The sequence below is a fragment of the Dorea longicatena genome (genome assembly GCF_024168045.1).
Classification (GTDB): domain Bacteria; phylum Bacillota; class Clostridia; order Lachnospirales; family Lachnospiraceae; genus Dorea_A.
Genome location: NZ_CP100126.1, coordinates 1,523,071 through 1,541,366, shown reverse-complemented (window position 1 = coordinate 1,541,366; position 18,296 = coordinate 1,523,071). Strand labels below are relative to the sequence as shown.

19 protein-coding genes and 1 pseudogene are annotated in these 18,296 nt (G+C 41.9%); 19 read left to right on the top strand and 1 reads right to left on the bottom strand.

The features are described from left to right. The first annotated feature begins 11 nt into the window (after window positions 1-11). From NKF87_RS07265 to NKF87_RS07210, 12 genes are all read left to right on the top strand, one after another. Window positions 12-824, top strand: coding sequence for an SDR family NAD(P)-dependent oxidoreductase (locus NKF87_RS07265; protein ID WP_253583351.1), 813 nt, complete (start codon window positions 12-14; stop codon window positions 822-824). 102 nt (window positions 825-926) lie between these two features. Next, window positions 927-1,502: a hypothetical protein gene (locus tag NKF87_RS07260; RefSeq protein ID WP_118377841.1), complete on the top strand. Its 576-nt coding sequence runs from the start codon at window positions 927-929 to the stop codon at window positions 1,500-1,502. Between the two features lie 26 nt (window positions 1,503-1,528). Continuing rightward, a complete protein-coding gene (locus NKF87_RS07255; RefSeq protein ID WP_055283511.1) occupies window positions 1,529-2,551 on the top strand; it encodes an RluA family pseudouridine synthase in 1,023 nt (340 codons plus the stop codon). Then, complete coding sequence (locus tag NKF87_RS07250; RefSeq protein ID WP_253583350.1) at window positions 2,509-3,081, top strand: Holliday junction resolvase RecU; 573 nt, start codon at window positions 2,509-2,511, stop codon at window positions 3,079-3,081. Before NKF87_RS07255 ends, NKF87_RS07250 begins: the two co-directional genes overlap by 43 nt. A gap of 60 nt (window positions 3,082-3,141) precedes the next feature. After that, window positions 3,142-4,395 (top strand): ATP phosphoribosyltransferase regulatory subunit, encoded by a 1,254-nt coding sequence (gene hisZ, locus NKF87_RS07245; RefSeq protein WP_006426497.1) that lies wholly within the window; start codon window positions 3,142-3,144, stop codon window positions 4,393-4,395. Window positions 4,396-4,400: 5 nt separating this feature from the next. After that, the gene (gene hisG / locus NKF87_RS07240) at window positions 4,401-5,036 is read left to right on the top strand and encodes an ATP phosphoribosyltransferase (protein WP_006426498.1); all 636 of its coding nucleotides are present in this window, start codon (window positions 4,401-4,403) and stop codon (window positions 5,034-5,036) included. A 49-nt stretch (window positions 5,037-5,085) separates the two neighbouring features. After that, window positions 5,086-6,384 (top strand): histidinol dehydrogenase, encoded by a 1,299-nt coding sequence (gene hisD, locus NKF87_RS07235; RefSeq protein ID WP_055181918.1) that lies wholly within the window; start codon window positions 5,086-5,088, stop codon window positions 6,382-6,384. Between the two features lie 32 nt (window positions 6,385-6,416). Next, entirely contained in the window at window positions 6,417-7,004 is a 588-nt protein-coding gene (gene hisB, locus NKF87_RS07230; protein WP_006426501.1) for an imidazoleglycerol-phosphate dehydratase HisB, read from the top strand. A gap of 16 nt (window positions 7,005-7,020) precedes the next feature. After that, on the top strand, window positions 7,021-8,304 hold the full coding sequence (hisIE, locus tag NKF87_RS07225) for a bifunctional phosphoribosyl-AMP cyclohydrolase/phosphoribosyl-ATP diphosphatase HisIE (protein ID WP_006426502.1): 1,284 nt from the start codon (window positions 7,021-7,023) through the stop codon (window positions 8,302-8,304). Window positions 8,305-8,403: 99 nt separating this feature from the next. Continuing rightward, window positions 8,404-8,703, top strand: a complete 300-nt coding sequence (locus NKF87_RS07220; RefSeq protein WP_173733341.1) for a hypothetical protein — start codon at window positions 8,404-8,406, stop codon at window positions 8,701-8,703. Between the two features lie 126 nt (window positions 8,704-8,829). Then, window positions 8,830-9,678, top strand: a complete 849-nt coding sequence (rfbD, locus tag NKF87_RS07215; RefSeq protein WP_022415494.1) for a dTDP-4-dehydrorhamnose reductase — start codon at window positions 8,830-8,832, stop codon at window positions 9,676-9,678. 1 nt (window position 9,679) lies between these two features. Next, window positions 9,680-10,969, top strand: a complete 1,290-nt coding sequence (locus NKF87_RS07210; RefSeq protein WP_022415493.1) for a dicarboxylate/amino acid:cation symporter — start codon at window positions 9,680-9,682, stop codon at window positions 10,967-10,969. 134 nt (window positions 10,970-11,103) lie between these two features. Here the strand turns inward: NKF87_RS07210 and NKF87_RS07205 are convergent, their stop codons facing one another. Further along, window positions 11,104-12,435 carry an MATE family efflux transporter gene (locus NKF87_RS07205; protein WP_253583349.1) on the bottom strand — a complete coding sequence of 444 codons (1,332 nt, stop codon included), beginning with the start codon at window positions 12,433-12,435 and terminating at the stop codon, window positions 11,104-11,106. A 258-nt stretch (window positions 12,436-12,693) separates the two neighbouring features. Here NKF87_RS07205 and NKF87_RS07200 point away from each other — a divergent pair, with 258 nt between their 5' ends. From NKF87_RS07200 to NKF87_RS07170, 7 genes and pseudogenes are all read left to right on the top strand, one after another. Then, on the top strand, window positions 12,694-14,031 hold the full coding sequence (locus NKF87_RS07200; protein WP_334304174.1) for an MATE family efflux transporter: 1,338 nt from the start codon (window positions 12,694-12,696) through the stop codon (window positions 14,029-14,031). 174 nt (window positions 14,032-14,205) lie between these two features. Continuing rightward, window positions 14,206-14,703 (top strand): RNA polymerase sigma factor, encoded by a 498-nt coding sequence (locus tag NKF87_RS07195; RefSeq protein ID WP_253583348.1) that lies wholly within the window; start codon window positions 14,206-14,208, stop codon window positions 14,701-14,703. Continuing rightward, window positions 14,703-15,542, top strand: coding sequence for a zf-HC2 domain-containing protein (locus NKF87_RS07190; RefSeq protein WP_182389637.1), 840 nt, complete (start codon window positions 14,703-14,705; stop codon window positions 15,540-15,542). Before NKF87_RS07195 ends, NKF87_RS07190 begins: the two co-directional genes overlap by 1 nt. Window positions 15,543-15,663: 121 nt before the next feature. After that, on the top strand, window positions 15,664-15,813 hold the full coding sequence (locus NKF87_RS07185; RefSeq protein WP_118377843.1) for a helix-turn-helix domain-containing protein: 150 nt from the start codon (window positions 15,664-15,666) through the stop codon (window positions 15,811-15,813). A gap of 394 nt (window positions 15,814-16,207) precedes the next feature. Further along, window positions 16,208-16,703: pseudogene (gene dfrF / locus NKF87_RS07180) on the top strand (trimethoprim-resistant dihydrofolate reductase DfrF). Window positions 16,704-16,807: 104 nt separating this feature from the next. Beyond that, window positions 16,808-17,464 (top strand): hypothetical protein, encoded by a 657-nt coding sequence (locus tag NKF87_RS07175; RefSeq protein WP_002303420.1) that lies wholly within the window; start codon window positions 16,808-16,810, stop codon window positions 17,462-17,464. Window positions 17,465-17,645: 181 nt separating this feature from the next. Further along, window positions 17,646-18,176, top strand: a complete 531-nt coding sequence (locus NKF87_RS07170) for a dihydrofolate reductase family protein (protein WP_002303421.1) — start codon at window positions 17,646-17,648, stop codon at window positions 18,174-18,176. Window positions 18,177-18,296 lie beyond the last annotated feature (120 nt).

Below are 18,296 nucleotides of genomic sequence, written 5' to 3'. Positions count from 1 at the left end.
ATAAAGGGAAAATGATGAAAAACCGGCAGCCGGATGGATGTAGAGAGGTGTTAAAGTTGAAAATAGCGATCGTTACAGGAGCATCGTCGGGAATGGGCAGGGAATTTGCGCTTCAGATCCCGCAGCTGTATAAGAACCTGGATGAATTATGGGTAGTGGCAAGACGGACAGACCGTCTGAAAAGTCTGAAGGAACAGGTAAAGATCCCGGTCAGGATCTTCGACGGGGATATGCAGAGAGACTATATTTTCGAAAAACTGCAAAGAGAACTGGATCGCCGGCAGGCAGATGTAAGGATGCTTGTAAATGCGGCAGGATATGGAAAGATCGGTAACGTCAGTGACATTGATCTGAAAGAACAGTGCGGCATGGTTGATCTGAATTGTACAGCACTCACCAGAATGACAGGAATCTGCCTGCCATATCTGTCGAAAGGCAGCCGGATTGTCAATCTGGCTTCGGCAGCTTCGTTCTGTGCACAGCCGGGATTCTGTGTATATGCGGCTTCCAAAGCATATGTACTGCGTTTTTCACAGGGACTGGCAGCAGAATTGAAGAAACGGGGAATCCTGGTAACGGCAGTGTGTCCGGGACCGGTACGTACAGAATTCTTTGACCGGGCTGGTGCGCTTGCGGCAAGTGAAAAAGAAGCACTCTGTGCCGAACCGGAAGCGGTGGTGACACAGGCACTTACAGACAGCGTGCGTGGAAGAAGCGTTTCGGTATATGGAGCAGCAATGAAAGGTTCCAGAATCCTTTCCAAGATCCTTCCGGATCACCTGCTTGTATGGGGGATGATGAAGATCAACCATGCGGATATATAAAGGCATATACGGAATATCTATGAGCTTGAGAAAATGTTTTTTCATGATAGAAAAAGACGATTACAGAAAAATTATAAATAGAAAACAAAAAGGACAGACAATATGAGAACAGAAAAAGGACAGCCGGGATATGTAAAGGCAAGAAAACAGAAATATCTTCTGGGAGCGGTCGTAGAATTTGCAATTGTGATCGCAATCTTTGTAACCGGATATATTCAGACCGGATCCAGACTGAATCTGCTTACCGTTGTAGCGGTAGTCGGATGCCTTCCGGCAGCAAAGATGCTGGTTGAATTTATCACAATGGCACCGTACAAGAGTATTGAAGAAGCAAAATATCAGGAACTGGAGGAAAAAGCACCTTTGATACTGAAGGCATATGATATGATCATTACCAGCTCACAGAAGATCATGCCTCTGGATGCAGTGGTAGTATCCGGACACATTGTCTGCGGATATGCCAGCAATCCGAAGACCGATGAGACAGCACTTGCCCGTCATATCAAAGACATTTTGAAAGACAATCATTATGATAAGATGACGGTGAAGATTTTCCATGATTATACTGCATTTTTAGCGCGTGCGGAGGGCATGAATAATATGGCAGAAGTAGAACAGAAAGAATCTTTACGGAGAGAAAAAAAGATCCGGAAGATCATCTTAAACATTTCCATGTAGAAGATTAGCGGGAGTTAGAAGAGTATATGAAAGAACTGATCATTCATGACAATGAGGCGGGACAGCGCCTGGATAAGCTGCTGCGCAAATATTTGAGCGAAGCGCCGGGAAGCTTTATTTATAAAATGCTGCGTAAAAAGAATATTGTGCTGAACGGAAAGAAAGCGACCGGAAATGAACATCTGAGAAAGGGAGACAGTGTGAAACTGTTCCTGGCGGATGATACAATTGCCAAATTCCAGGCGGCGGGAAAGACAGTAGAAGAAAACATAAAGAATACGGTAAAGTTGGATGTGATCTATGAAGATCAGAATGTGATATTTATTAACAAGCCGTCGGGGATGTTGTCGCAGAAAGCGAAGGAGACAGATGTATCAGTGGTAGAGAATGTGACAGCATATCTTTTGGAATCCGGACAGCTAACAAAGGAGAATCTTCAGACTTTCCGCCCGTCCATCTGCAACCGTCTTGACCGGAATACCAGCGGGTTGATCGTTGCGGGAAAGAGTCTTGCAGGCCTGCAGCAAATGGGAGAATTATTCAAAGAACGTACGCTGAAAAAGTATTATCTCTGTATCGTAAAAGGCAGGATCACGGAACCGGCACATATCAGTGGATATCTTGTGAAAGATGAGAAGACGAACCGCGTCAGTTTTTCAAATGGAACTTCTTCAAAAGAGGCGAATGGCCTGCCGATCGAGACGGAATATCTTCCGATCGCATGGAATCAGGAGATGACGCTTCTGAAAGTACATCTGATCACTGGACGTACCCATCAGATTCGTGCACATCTGGCAGGCACCGGACATCCGCTTCTCGGAGATTATAAATACGGTTCTAAGAAATGGAATGACCGTTATAAAAAAGAATGGAAGATCAAAGACCAGGTATTGCATGCCTATCAGCTTACAATGCCCGGTATGAAAAAAGAACTGGAGAATCTTTCTGAAAAGACATTTTACGCAAAAGTTCCGGAGACATTCTGGAAACTGATAAAGGAGACGGCATGGGAACATGGAACTCAAGAGGCCTTAGAGGTTCTACATTAGAAGATATGGTGAATCGTACCAATGAGTGGTATCTGGAAAAGAATCTGGCACTTATGCAGAAGATCCCGACCCCGATCACGCCGGTACGTATGGATAAAGAACACAGACAGATCACGCTGGCTTATTTTGATCAGCGCAGTACGATCGATTATATCGGTGCAGTGCAGGGGATTCCGGTGTGTTTTGATGCGAAGGAATGTGTGGCAGAGACATTTCCGCTTCAGAATATTCATGAACATCAGGTGGAATTTATGAAGAATTTTGAAAAGCAGCAGGGGGTTGCATTTGTCCTGATTTATTATTCATCTAAAAATATCTTATATTATATGCGTTTTGAGGAACTGTACAGGTTCTGGATGCGTGCACAGAACGGAGGAAGAAAAAGCTTCCGTTTTGAGGAACTGGACGAACGGTTTTTTATGAAATTCTTCCATGGATGTTATGTTCCATACCTGGATGCCTTGAATCTCGATCTGGAACTTCGTGATGAACTTGACAAAACGGATGAAACTGCGTATAATGCAAAGTGATTTTTTAACATGGTAGCACACTAAAGTGCTGGAAGAAAAATATTACTACCTGGAGGACATATGAAGAAAAAATTACACACTCCGGAAGGAGTACGGGATATATACAACGTAGAATGCGGAAAAAAACTTGCGTTGGAAAGCAGATTGAAAAAAGTATTTCATTTATATGGATATCATGATATCCAGACTCCGACGATTGAATATTTTGATGTGTTCCGCGAGGAGATTGGAACGACACCGGCCAACGATCTGTATAAATTTTTTGACAAAGATGGCAATACACTTGTCTTAAGACCCGATATCACACCGTCGATCGCAAGAGCATCGGCAACGTTGTTTAAAGATGAGAATCTTCCTATCCGTCTGTGCTATACAGGGAATACATTTGTGAACCATTCCAGTTATCAGGGACGCTTAAGAGAGACGACGCAGATGGGAGCAGAATTTGTCGGGGATGATTCGGTAGAGGCAGATGCAGAGATGCTTGCCCTGGTGATTGAATCTATGTTGACGATCGGGCTGAAAGAATTCCAGCTCTGTGTTGGTAATGTTGATTTCTTCCAGAGTCTGATCGAAGACGCAAGTCTGGATGAAGAGGCGGAAGAAAGAGTAAGAGAACTGATCGGTAACCGCAATTACTTCGGTGTAGAAGAATTTCTGGACAGTATTCAGGCAAAGAGAAGCTCCAAAGAAGCATTTTCAGCATTGAATGAACTGATCGGAGGAATTGATATCCTGGAAAAAGCGGAAAACCTTGCGCCGAATTCCAAAGGTGTGATGGCAATCAGACGTCTGGAGAAGATATACCACATCCTGCGCTATTACGGAGTGGAAAAATTTGTCACCTTTGACCTGAGCATGACAGGAACCTATGGATACTATACAGGAATCGTGTTCCGTGGTTATACTTACGGAACCGGGGATGCAGTTGTAAAGGGCGGACGTTATGACCATCTGATCGAAAAGTTCGGTAAGAAATCACCATCTATCGGTTTTGCGATTGTAATTGATGAACTGGTGAGTGCACTGACCCGTCAGAAGATCCGCATCGTATATCCAAGAAAGAATACGATCATCATATATGCGGAAGGAAGACAGCTTGAAGCAATCCGCCTTGCGAAGGATTTCCGTAGAAAAGCCAAGAATGCAGAACTTCTGAAGAAGGATGAAAACAGTGGATTGGAAGATTATATCCGTTACGGAAATGATTATTATGCCGGAAGTCTGGTATATATCGAGGAGACCGGAGAAGTAACGATGGTCAATCTCGTTACCGGAGAGCAGAAGATCGTGAATAGTACAGATAGGAGTTAGACATTATGAGATACCTGACATTTGCCCTGGGGAAAGGACGTCTGGCAAAACAGACATTAGAATTATTTGAGAAAATCGGGATTACCTGCGAAGAGATGAAAGATAAAGATTCCAGGAAGCTGATTTTCACCAATGAAGAATTGAAACTCCGTTTCTTTCTTGCAAAAGGACCGGATGTTCCGACATATGTAGAATATGGCGCAGCGGATATCGGAGTCGTTGGAAAAGATACAATCCTGGAAGAAGGACGTAAGGTACATGAAGTACTGGATCTTGGATATGGAAAATGTAAGATGTGTGTATGCGGATACAAAGATGCCGCACCACTTCTGCAGCATCATGAACTGATCCGGGTAGCAACAAAATATCCGAATATTGCAAAAGATTATTTCTATAACACGAAGCATCAGACTGTAGAGATCATTAAGTTAAATGGTTCCATTGAACTTGCACCGATCGTCGGACTGTCCGAAGTGATCGTGGATATTGTAGAGACAGGGTCGACTCTCCGTGAAAATGGTCTGGAAGTGTTGGAGGAAGTATGTCCGTTGTCTGCTAGGATGATCGTGAACCCGGTCAGTATGCGTATGGAAAGCGCAAGGATCAAAGACCTGCTGACAAGACTGCGGGAGCAGGTATAATACTGTACAGACAGAAAGAAAATAAAATGAGAGGATGGCGGTTAAGGCTATGAGAATACAGCGTTTGACAAAAGATGCAAAAGAGAACTTACTGGAGGATCTTCTGAAGAGAAGCCCGAATAATTACGGTCAGTATGAACAGGGAGTTCAGGAAATCCTCGCTCATGTAAAAGAAGAAAAGGATCAGGCAGTATTTGCATATACGAAGAAATTTGATCATGCAGATATCACTGCAGACAATATTAAGGTTACAGAAGAGGAGATCGAAGAGGCATATAAAGAAGTAGATCCAAAACTGGTGGAGATCATCCGCAAAGCTCTTCTGAACATCCGTACGTATCATGAAAAACAGAGACAGTACAGCTGGTTCGACAGCAAACCGGACGGAACAATCCTGGGACAGAAAGTCACACCACTTCACAGAGTCGGTGTATATGTGCCGGGCGGGAAAGCGGTATATCCATCTTCTGTATTGATGAACATTGTACCTGCAAAGGTAGCCGGAGTTGATGAGATCGTGATGGTCACACCGCCCGGAAAAGATGGAAAAGTGACACCAAACACGCTGGTTGCAGCACATGAAGCCGGCGCGGATGTCATCTATAAAGTCGGCGGGGCGCAGGCTATTGCTGCTCTGGCATACGGAACAGAGAGCATTCCAAAAGTCGACAAGATCGTAGGACCTGGAAATATATATGTTGCTCTGGCGAAAAAAGCAGTTTATGGTTATGTAAGCATTGATGCAATTGCCGGACCAAGCGAGATTCTTGTTATTGCAGATGAGACGGCAAATCCAAGATTTGTGGCAGCAGATCTTCTTTCACAGGCAGAGCATGATGAACTTGCATCTGCAATTCTGGTCACAACATCTGAAGAACTTGCCCGGAAAGTATCGGATGAAGTGGATGGCTTCTTAAAAGAACTTTCCAGAAGTGAGATCATCCGGAAATCACTGGACAACTACGGTTATATCCTGGTCGCAGATACGATGGATGATGTGATTGATATTGCAAATGAGATTGCATCCGAACATCTGGAGATCCAGACAAAGAATCCATATGATGTGATGACAAAAGTAAGGAATGCCGGTGCCATCTTTATCGGGGAATACGCAAGTGAACCACTGGGAGATTATTTTGCAGGACCGAACCATGTTCTTCCAACCAATGGTACAGCAAAATTTTTCTCACCGCTTTCTGTGGATGATTTCATTAAAAAATCAAGTATCATCGGATATTCGGAAGAAGCATTACGCGATATACATAAAGATATTGAAGCATTTGCCGAGGCAGAGCAGCTGACGGCACATGCCAATTCTATCAAAGTCCGTTTTGAGGGCGAAGAGTAGAAGACAGCAGAAAAATAAGGAGGCGAGGAGCTATGAACAGAACAGTCACCAGGACAAGAACGACAAAGGAGACGGATATTACGGTAACTCTGAACCTGGATGGAACCGGAAAGACGGAGATTGATACAGGAATCGGTTTTTTTGATCATATGTTGAATGGATTTGCAAGACACGGATTGTTCGATCTGACGGTACATGCGAAAGGGGATCTGGAAGTGGACAGTCATCATACCATCGAAGATACGGGAATCGTACTTGGACAGGCTATTCTGGAAGCAATAGGAGATAAAGCCGGAATCAAACGTTATGGCCACTTTATGCTTCCAATGGATGAGACACTCGCACTTTGTGCGGTGGATCTCTCCGGAAGACCATATCTGAATTATAATGCAGAGTTTGTGTCAGATAAGATGGGTGAGATGGATACTGAGATGGTAAGGGAATTCTTTTACGCAGTTTCTTACAGCGCAATGATGAATATCCACCTGAAGATTCTGGATGGTATCAACGATCATCACAAGGCGGAGGCGCTGTTTAAAGCGTTCGGAAAAGCACTTGATATGGCGACAATGGAAGAGCCAAGGATAAAAGAGGCATGGACCACAAAGGGAAGCCTCTAAAAGGAGACGGACAGACATGAGTTATAAAAGATTAATACCTTGCATTTTTATAAAAGACGGGAAAGCGGTCAGATGGATTGATGATCCGACTGTTGTATCCAAAGACGTAATTGAACTTGCAAAATATTACAGTGATCACGGTGCAGATGAACTGATCGTGCTTGATCTCTCAGATTCGGATGAAGAACATGATGAAACGATCACATTGATGAAACGGATCAATCGTGTGATCAGGATCCCGATGATCGCAGGCGGCAATATCAGACGCCAGGAAGATATTAAGAAGATTCTGTATACAGGTGCAAAACGGGCAATGCTGAATTTCTCTAAGCCGGATAGTGTCAAACTGATTGAGGATGCGGCAAAGAGATTCGGAAAAGAGAAGCTTGCGGTATCATTGAATGATTTTGATGCATTGTTCAAACATCAGCATCTGATCCAGGATTACAGCAGTGAAATTGTCTTTATGCACAGACTGGATCTGAATTCCATTATGAATGTAACAGATGTACCGTGTGTGATCATTACGGATACGGAAGAAGAGTCAGAGTTATTTAAAATTTTGAAATGCCCGGGTGTCCGGGGGCTTTCGGGAAGATATGTAAGCCGTACAGATATTGATTGTGTGGCATTCAAAGATAAGTGTACGGAAGAAGGAATTAAGATGACATCTTTTGAGAGTATGATGGAGTTCTCACAGTTTAAGACCAATGATCAGGGCCTGATTCCTGTCATCGTCCAGCATTATAAGACACAGGAGATCCTGATGCTGGCATATATGAATGAGGAATCTTTCTATGAGACGATCAAGACAGGAAAGATGACGTATTTTAGCAGAAGCCGGCAGAAACTCTGGGTAAAGGGGGAGACGAGCGGTCATTTCCAGTATGTAAAATCCCTGACGATTGACTGTGATCTAGATACATTGCTTGCAAAAGTAGATCAGATCGGAGCAGCATGCCATACCGGTAATCCGACCTGCTTCTTCCAGCCGCTTGTAGGAATTGACTATGATGAGACGAATCCGCTTCGGATCTTTGAATCGGTATATGACACGATCGCAGACCGTAAAGAGAATCCAAAGGAGGGGTCTTACACGAATTATCTGTTTGATAAGGGAATTGATAAGATCCTGAAAAAAATTGGAGAAGAAGCAACGGAAGTTGTGATCGCAGCAAAGAATCCGAATCCGGAAGAAGTCAAATATGAGATCGCGGATTTCCTGTATCATGCAATGGTTCTGATGGTAGAAAAAGGTCTGACATGGGAAGACATCGTAAAAGAATTGGCAGATCGTTAAGCAGAAACTCTTAGAAAACATGAAAAAGAGCCTGTATGCAGTAAGTTTTGCACATGAGTGAAACAGATATCTCATATATTGTTTCAGAGGTGAGCGCATGTGAATGAAGTGGAAAAGCGAAGAAGAGAACTTCTGGAACAGACACGTTACAGCTATCAGGAATCCGGGATACCGGCAATACATCCTAGATACAGGGCATCTTATAGTGAACTGTATGGTGAGGAAGAGGCAGAACAGGGAAGCCTGGGAATTCGTACATTTATTTGTATGATTCTGTTTGCGGTGTTTGTATTTATGCAGAATGAAGGGAAAGATATTCTACATATAAGCAGCACAAAAGTGGTGCAGGAGGTCAGTAAAAACGCTGACATTACCGATGTGTGGAAAAAAATACCATAGAGGAGTAGATTTGAGACCGTTGGTTAAGAATTGAAACTGACGGTTTTTTTGTGTATACTAGCTATATTAAAAGGAAAGCAGAGAGACTGGCGTCAGCCGGTCCCGGCAGATGAGGAGGAAGCAGATATGTTAAAATTATGGATTGTTGGTGCATCCGGACAGATCGGATCGGCCATCAATGAAGTGTTGGATCCATTAGAAATGGAAGTGTTTAACACAGATAAGGAAGAATTAGACATTACGGACACCGATGAGGTGCTGAATTTCGGAGTGATCAACCGCCCGGATGTGATCATCAACTGTGCAGCAGTCACAGATACAGATCTCTGTGAAAAAGAACCGGAGCTTGCATACCGTGTGAATGCGCTGGGAGCAAGAAATTTAAGTATTGTGGCAAGAAAGACAGGGGCCAAGATGGTACAGATATCCACGGATGATGTATTTGACGGAATCCGGCATACCCCATATACAGAGTTCGATGACACAAATCCGAAGACCGTTTACGGACGTTCCAAGAGAGCAGGGGAGAATTATGTAAAGGAATTTACACACAAGCATTTCATCCTGCGCAGTAACTGGGTGTATGGAAATGGTAATAATTTTGTAAACCGCGTACTTCATGCAGCAGATACAAAGGATGAACTTCTGATTGCATCAGATCAGTTTGGTTCTCCGACCAGTGCAAAAGACCTGGCACGTATTATTCTTTATCTGATCAAAACGAATGAATACGGAACGTACCATGCAACCTGTCAGGGTGTATGTAATCGTTATGAATTTGCGCAGGAAGTTTTGAAACTTGCAGGAAAGAGGATCACTCTGCGCCCGGTAGTGACCAGCGAATCGGATCTTTCTTCTGCAAGACCAGCATATGCGGTCCTGGATAATTTTATCCTTCGTATCATCAATGTATACGAGATGCCGGACTGGAGAGCTTCACTGAAAGAATATATGGATGAGAGGATGGAGGACTAATATGGGAGAGACACAGAAGAAGGAAAAGAAGAAAATAGGACTTACAACGAAGATTTTTATTGCATTGCTTGCAGGAGCGGTATTTGGAATTATTTTATGTTATGCGGTTCCAAGTGGACATATCAAAGACGACATTATCGTAGAAGGTGTACTGTACGTGGTCGGACAAGGCTTTATCAAACTGATGAAGATGTTGGTTGTACCACTGGTATTCTGTTCGCTTGTGTGCGGAAGTATGTCGATCGGGGATACGAAGAAGCTTGGTACAGTCGGTGCAAGAACACTGATCTTTTATCTGGCAACAACAGCACTTGCGGTTACCGTAGCATTGTCTGTCGGAAACCTGATCAATCCGGGTGTGGGACTGGACATGAGCACGATCAAGACTAATGCAGCATCTGTAGAAACTATGAAGGCTACTTCATTGACAGACACGTTGTTAAATATTATCCCGGATAACCCGATTAATTCTCTTGCAAGCGGAGAGATGCTGCAGATCATCGTATTTGCATTGATCATCGGTGTGATCCTTGCAAAATTAGGAGAACGTGCAGAGACAGTTGCGAACTTCTTCAGCCAGTTTAATGATATCATGATGGAAATGACGATGATGATCATGGCACTTGCCCCAATTGGTGTCTTCTGCCTGATCAGCCGCACATTTGCAAACATCGGATTCAGTGCATTTGTACCGCTGGCAAAATATATGATCGGTGTATTGATCGCACTGGCAATCCAGTGTTTCGGTGTATACCAGATCTTACTGAAGATATTTACCGGACTGAATCCTCTGAAATTTATCAAGAAGTTCTTCCCGGTTATGGCTTTCGCATTCTCAACAGCAACATCAAATGCAACGATTCCGCTGTCAATCGATACCCTGACCAAGAAGGTGGGTGTATCTAAGAAGATATCATCTTTCACCATTCCTCTTGGAGCGACCATCAATATGGATGGTACTTCGATCATGCAGGGGGTAGCCGTTGTATTTGCCGCACAGGCATTCGGAATCCACTTAAGTATGACAGATTATATTACTGTAATCGGAACTGCAACACTTGCATCCATCGGTACGGCCGGTGTGCCAAGTGTAGGTCTGGTAACACTGACAATGGTATTCAATTCTGTCGGACTTCCGGTTGAGGCAATTGGTCTGATCATGGGTATCGACCGTATCCTGGATATGACAAGAACTGCCGTTAATATCACAGGTGATGCTGTATGTACAACGATTGTTGCACACCAGAACAAGGCACTGGATAAGAATGTGTTCTATGCGGAAGAGAATTAGGATCGAAGATATTAATTTTTAAAAGATGTTCTAATAAATAAAAAACGTATCTCTGAGATGCTTCCTTTTCAGACAGTGGGGAAACATTGCAGAGATACGTTTTTTATATTGTTATACATTTGAAAGAGATTGTCTTACAGGTAATGATACTTGTCTTTCTGACGGACGAAAAATGTAGTGGTCATGATAAGTGTCAGCGCCTCCGCAATGCTGATCGCACTCCAGATACCGTTGATCCCGAACCAGAGTGGAAGTGTCAGGACCATGATGACCTGGAACACTAACGTTCTCAGAAATGAGATGACAGCCGATATCAGGCCGTTATTCAGTGCAGTAAAGAACGAGGATCCGAAGATATTGATACCGATGATCAGGAATGCAATGGCATATACACGGAAGCCGTGCAGTGTCATAGCGTACAGGCCGGTATTGTAACCGACAAATATCTTAGACAGAACAGGTGCCAGTAACTGTGCGGCACCGAACAGGATCACGCCCCAGACCAGTATGATAGACATACTTTTTTTATACAGATTTTTAAGCTCTGCGTGATTTCCAGCACCATAATGGTAGCTGATAACCGGGGCACAGCCAATTGCATAGCCTAAAAAGGTGGCAACAAAGATAAAATTGACGTACATAACTGCACCATAAGCAGCAACACCATTTTCTCCGGCAATCTTCATGAGCTGGAGATTGTATAATGCATTGACTAAGGACATGGACAGGTTAGTCATGAGTTCCGAGGAACCATTGGTGCAGGTCTTAAGAAATACACGTCTGTCGAATACCGGTTTTACAAAGTGAAGGAGGTTGTCGTTCTTACGGAAGAAATATACCACCGGGAGCAGACCGCCGATAAATTCACTGGTCATGGTTGCGAACGCGGCGCCTGCAATTCCAAAGTGTAATACACCGATGAACAGGGCATCGAGAACAATGTTTGTACAACCGGCAGCCACAATGACTTTCAGTCCAAGCTGGGGTTTTCCAGCAGCCACAAAGAAACTCTGGAAGACATTCTGCAGCATGAAGGCGGTCAGGGATATGCAGGAGATCCGTCCGTAAAGAGTACAATAATCAATCAGATCACCAGCGGCACCAAATGCCATGACAATCCGCCTCATAAATATAAAACTGAGAACAGATAACACAAATCCTCCGATAGCAGCAATCGTAACCAGCATTGAAAAATACTGATTTGCCAGTTTTTTCTTTCCTTCACCAAGGGTTTTTGATACAAAAGCACTTCCTCCGGTACCGATCATAAATCCAAGTGCACTGATTCCCATCAGGTAAGGCATAATGAGATTCACGGAAGCAAATGCTGATTTTCCCACAAAGTTCGATACAAAGATGCCGTCCACCACACTGTAGATGGAAGTGAATACCATCATAATAATGGAGGGCAGGATAAAACGAAGTAATTTTTTATAGGTAAAATGCTCTGAGAGCTGAATATTCATACGTATTCTCCTTTTTTATATTTACTGATATGGATGTTTACAATGAATGTAAATGAAAACATATAAGCTAAGTGATTATAGGTTGTTTTTGATGTTCTGTCAAGGAAAATGTCTTTACACATATAAAACGAATTAATAATTAAATGTTCACAAACGATAAATCTATGCTACAATAAAAATTACGGCTTTATGCTTTGATTGAAGATATTACTATAAAAGGAGAGAGTTGTTTTGAAGAAAAATAAATATGAGATTGATATGTGCAATGGAACCATCATGGACAAATTGATTTCATTTTCCATACCACTGATGCTGTCAGGAATCTTACAGCTGATGTTCAATGCGGTGGATATCGTGGTAGTGGGACGTTTCAGCGGAAGTCAGGCGCTCGCAGCGGTGGGTTCGACAACGGCACTGATCAATGTGTTTACCAATCTTTTCATTGGAATCTCATTGGGAGCAAATGTACTTGCAGCGAGATATTATGCGGCCGGAAAAACAAAAGAAATGTCGGAGACGGTACATACGGCTATTGCACTTGCTCTGGTAAGCGGAGTGGCGATGGCGGTGATCGGAGTGGTCTTTGCCAGAGGCGCGCTGGAAATTATGGGGACACCGGATGATGTAATTGCCAAATCCACACTTTATATGCGGATTTATTTCTGCGGTATGCCATTTTTTATGATGTATAACTATGGAGCAGCCATATTAAGGGCAGTGGGGGATACCAAACGTCCGTTGATCTTCCTGATCGTATCCGGAGTGATTAATGCAATATTGAATCTGTTCCTAGTCATCGGTTTTCATCTGGATGTAGCAGGCGTCGGGATTGCGACCGTTATATCCCAGCTGGTATCCTGTATCCTGGTACTCCGGTGCCTGCATCACACAGAGAGCAGCTATCAGCTTCACCTTGCAAAGCTTCGGATCAGATCCGTGTATCTGAAGCGGATCTTCGAAGTCGGGGTTCCGGCGGGAATCCAGAGCACGGTAATCAATATTTCAAATGCGATGCTGCAGTCATCGGTCAATTCTTTTGGATCGATCGCAATGGCAGGATATACGGCATCGAATAATATTTTCGGATTCTTATATGTGTCGGTGAACTCCTTCACACAGGCCTGTATGAGCTTCACAAGCCAGAACTACGGAGTGAAGAAATTAAAACGTATGGACAGGGTTCTGATCGACTGTATGATCCTTTCAGTTGTGGTAACTTTGATCCTCGGAAGCGGTGTGTACATATTCGGACCGGAACTTCTGCATATTTACAGTAATCAGGCAGATGTTATCAAATACGGTATGGAGATCTTTTCTTATACAACCGTTACCTATTTTCTGTGCGGTTTGATGGATCTGTTCCCGGGAGCACTGAGAGGAATGGGATATTCCACGGTACCGATGATCCTTTCTATCATCGGTACGGTCGGAGTCCGGATTATCTGGATCTATGGACTGTTCCCTTCACACAGATCACTGACTTTCTTGTTTCTGTCTTATCCGGTATCCTGGATTGCAACAATCATCATGCAGGTGATCTGCTTCTGGTTTGTAAGGAAGAAGATCCACAGGACGATGGCGGTTACGGCAGAGTGAGCTTTTTCGAACATATAAAGATATAAAACTCCCGGAGTCTTTGGGGCTCAGGGAGTTTTTTATATCAAAGGATGCAAGACATATTTTGCAGATTATTCTAAAATAAATGTAAAAGGCTGTAACAAAAATGGAATTCATGCGTCTAATAGATAACAGAAGGGAGGTGACAGGTACTTGAAGCTTGAGTTGGAAGAGATTTATAAAACCTATTTTCAGGATGTGTATTATTTCGTTCTCGCAATGAGTAAGGATCCGCACATTGCAGAAGAGATCACACAGGAGACATTTTTCAAAGCACTAAAAGGAGTAAAGCATTTTCAGGGAAAATGCAGCATCAAATCCTGGCTGTGTCAGATTGCCAGGAATGAATACATTTCTTATACCAGAAAAAAACACCGTACAGATCAGGGACTGACAGAACAGGCATACAGTGACGGAAAAACGGATGGACCCGAACAACGTATGCTTCGGAAGGACGAAGCCATGATGGTTTATCAGACCCTTCATTATCTGGACGAACCTTATAAAGAGGTATTTACACTAAAGGTACTTGGCGAATTAAATTATAAAGAGATTGCACAGATATTTGGAAAACAGGAGACATGGGCGAGAGTTACCTATCACAGGGCCCGGGTGAAGATACAGGACATTCTGGAAAGGAGGAGTAGATAATGGCAAAGATTCCATGTGAGATCATAAGAGACCTGCTGCCGTTATATCAGGATGATATATGCAGTGAAAAGAGCAGAAATGCAATAGAAGAACATATAAAAGAATGTGAATCGTGCAGAACATATCTGAAAAAAATGGAAGGTGAGATTCCGATAGAAACAGATAAAATAGAAGGCACAGACGAGGAGTGGAAAGGGTTCCGGGAGTTTTCTGAAAAAGTATCAAGAAAATTAAACAGAAGAATCGTTATGGCGTGCGGAGTTGTTTTCCTGATCTGTATAATGCTGACCGTGGCTCTATATTCGGATGCCTTTCAGTCTTATCATTTATCAAGGATTGCGGCAGAAGATATAAAGGTAGAAGAGGTGTATCAGTTAAAGAATGGCAGACTGTATGTACATGTAAAGAGCAAACGCAGAACCACAGGACTGTCTTATCCTCAGACAGATATAGACACAGATACAAATACGGTAGCAGGTAAAGATGCAGTTGGCGCTGTACGCGAACCAAAGAACTCTGTCACATATGGAATATCTATGAATTCGAGTATAAATCCATTTGCAAGAGTGATGTATATTACGTCCAAAGAGGTTGCATATGTCATTCCGTTTGAAGATGGACAGATTATCACAGATAACGGAACAAAGGCATCGGAATTTGACTATGTCGGAAGATCCGGTGAGAAAAAGATCCTGTGGCAGGAAAATGATGAAGTTAAAAAGGCTCCGGCGAGGGTCGAAAAATTTGTGAAGGAATCATTGGAGAAAGAAGAGGATGATCCGGCAGATGAAAATGCGGTGAAAGTATTATGGGTGAATCCGCAGATGCCGCTTCAGTGATATCTGATTCCATTTTCATAAGAATTAGTGAGAATTAGCGGCATTTAGAGGCGTTCAACCATAAGTGGAGTGCTTTTCTGGGAGAAATATGGCATAATAAAGCCGACAGGAGGTGACGCATATGGTTGAACCATTAGAACTTGGAAGGTTTATATCGACATGCAGGAAGGAAAAAAATCTGACGCAGAAGCAGCTGGGAGAAGAACTGGGCGTGACAGACAGAGCTGTGTCAAAATGGGAGAATGGTGTTTCCCAAACAAAAAGATATTAAGAAACAGCCCATGTTTACCTGCTTGCAAACAAAAGAATATTGCTACTAGACTAAGAGATACTACATAAGTGTGTTGGTATCTCTTTTTTGTTGCCGTGAAACAGCAGACTATTTCATTTCTGCTTGATTACCTTAAAACTTATTAGTCTATGGTTTGTCAAGGGCTTGTTGCGTGAGAAATGCTGAATATCACCCTTTACAAAACATAGGCTGATAAGTAACTTTTCAAAAGCAGAAAAGAAATGGCAATGCTTATAACAATATGATATAATGCAGATGAAGACAAAAAAGGAATTTGTCGAGCTGGTTAGTTCGAGATAATTTTGAGTTTGTTAAGATGTGGTGCACTTGATGGAATCACAGGTACGACATCATATTATGGAGGATGAAATAGATGATAGGTTTGATTGTTGCGAGGTCAAAGAATAATGTTATAGGCAAGAATGGTAATATACCATGGAAAATAAAGGGAGAACAAAAGCAATTTAGAGAGTTAACAACGGGTAATGTGGTTATTATGGGGCGAAAGTCTTATGAAGAAATCGGTCATCCGTTGCCTAATAGAATGAATATTGTTGTTTCCACCACAACAGAGTATCAAGGAGATAATTTAGTTTCAGTTAAATCATTAGAAGATGCATTATTATTGGCTAAAGGACGAGATGTATACATATCTGGTGGATATGGACTATTTAAGGAAGCTTTGCAAATAGTAGATAAAATGTATATCACAGAAGTAGATTTAAATATTGAAGATGGAGATACATTCTTTCCAGAATTTGATATCAATGATTTTGAAGTTTTGATAGGGGAAACACTTGGTGAGGAAGTGAAATATACGAGAACATTTTATGTAAGGAAAAAATGAATTGAGTAAATTTTGGATTTAGGGTGTTTTCATAAATATATTGCTTTTTATGCATATATAAATTGTTGTAAGACAAATTCCAGTTTGTATGGGGCGATAAAATCAGAATTTGAGAGAGGATTGAATATGAATAAGGAATGGTCTGAACTTAATAAAACAATGCAGGCACAAATAAAAAAGAAAGATACTTATAAGAGGGGTATTGATACTTTACTTACTTTACGAAGTCAGTTAATACAAACCTTAGTATCTTTCAAAGAAGAATTATGCAGAGAAGATTTTAACTCAATCCCCTTCATAAACGCTGATGGTTATCATAGTAAGACGATTGCTTATTCTATTTGGCATATTTTCCGCATTGAAGATATAGTTGTGCATACAGTGATAAATGAAGATGAACAAGTATTTTTTGCAGGCAATTATCAAGAGCGTATCAATTCACCTATCATTACAACAGGAAATGAACTCATGAAACAGCAGATTGCAGACTTTTCAAAACAGCTTAATCTGGAAGAATTATATTTATATATTTTCGAAGTATGGGAAAGCACTGAGAAAATGCTTGAACGGTTATCTTATGATGAATTGAAAAGAAAAATACCGAAAGAAAGAAAAGGATACTTAGAATCGTTGAATGTAGTAAACGACAATGAAAAAGCAATTTGGCTGATTGATTATTGGTGTAATAAAGATATTTGTGGACTAATTCAAATGCCGTTTTCAAGACATTGGATTATGCACACAGAAGCCTGTTTGCGTATAAAGAACAAGATACATTCATAGGCAAAAATTTCAGTTTGTAGAACTAAGGAAATTGGAATTTAAGGAGGAATAAAGTATGGTTAGTGATTTTATAAGAGCAGCATTTCCATGGATTTTAATGGGTTTATTTGTAGCAATCAGTTGTTCCCTTATGAGTAAAAAAGAGAAATAAATTCCTGTTTGTATTTATAAAAGAGAAAAAATGAGAAAAGTAGTTTTATTTATTGCCATGAGCCTTGACGGATATATTGCGGACGGTAATGGTGGAGTAGCTTGGCTAAATGGTCATGGAAATGACAATGAAAACATCGACACTTATACAGAATTTACCAAAGATATAGATACTGTCTTAATGGGGTGGAATACTTCTCATCAGGTTGTTACTGAACTTTCTCCGCAAGAATGGGTATATAATAAATTTACAACTTATGTATTAACACATAAAGAGTGCAATTCTTCCCAACAAATTCATTTTACAAGTGAAAATCCTGTTTTATTATTGGAACGGCTAAAACAAGAAGCAGGAAAGGATATTTGGATTTGTGGCGGAGCAAATCTTGTTCAGCAGTTGGTAAGCAAAAATATGATTGATAAATATTACATTTCTGTTATTCCTACTCTGTTAGGAAATGGGGTTCGTCTTTTGGGCAACATAGACAGGGAAATAAAGTTAAGGCTTTGTAAAACACAGACTTATAACGGAATAACCGATTTGATTTATATGCGTAGATAACTAGAGAGAAACAGAAAAGCTGTTAAACCGACGGAGCGATCCGACCACGTTGGCGGGAAAATCCTTAAGATTTTTCCGCCATGCTTGCAAGGGGGCGGTTCGCTTCGGCGGTTCGGCGAG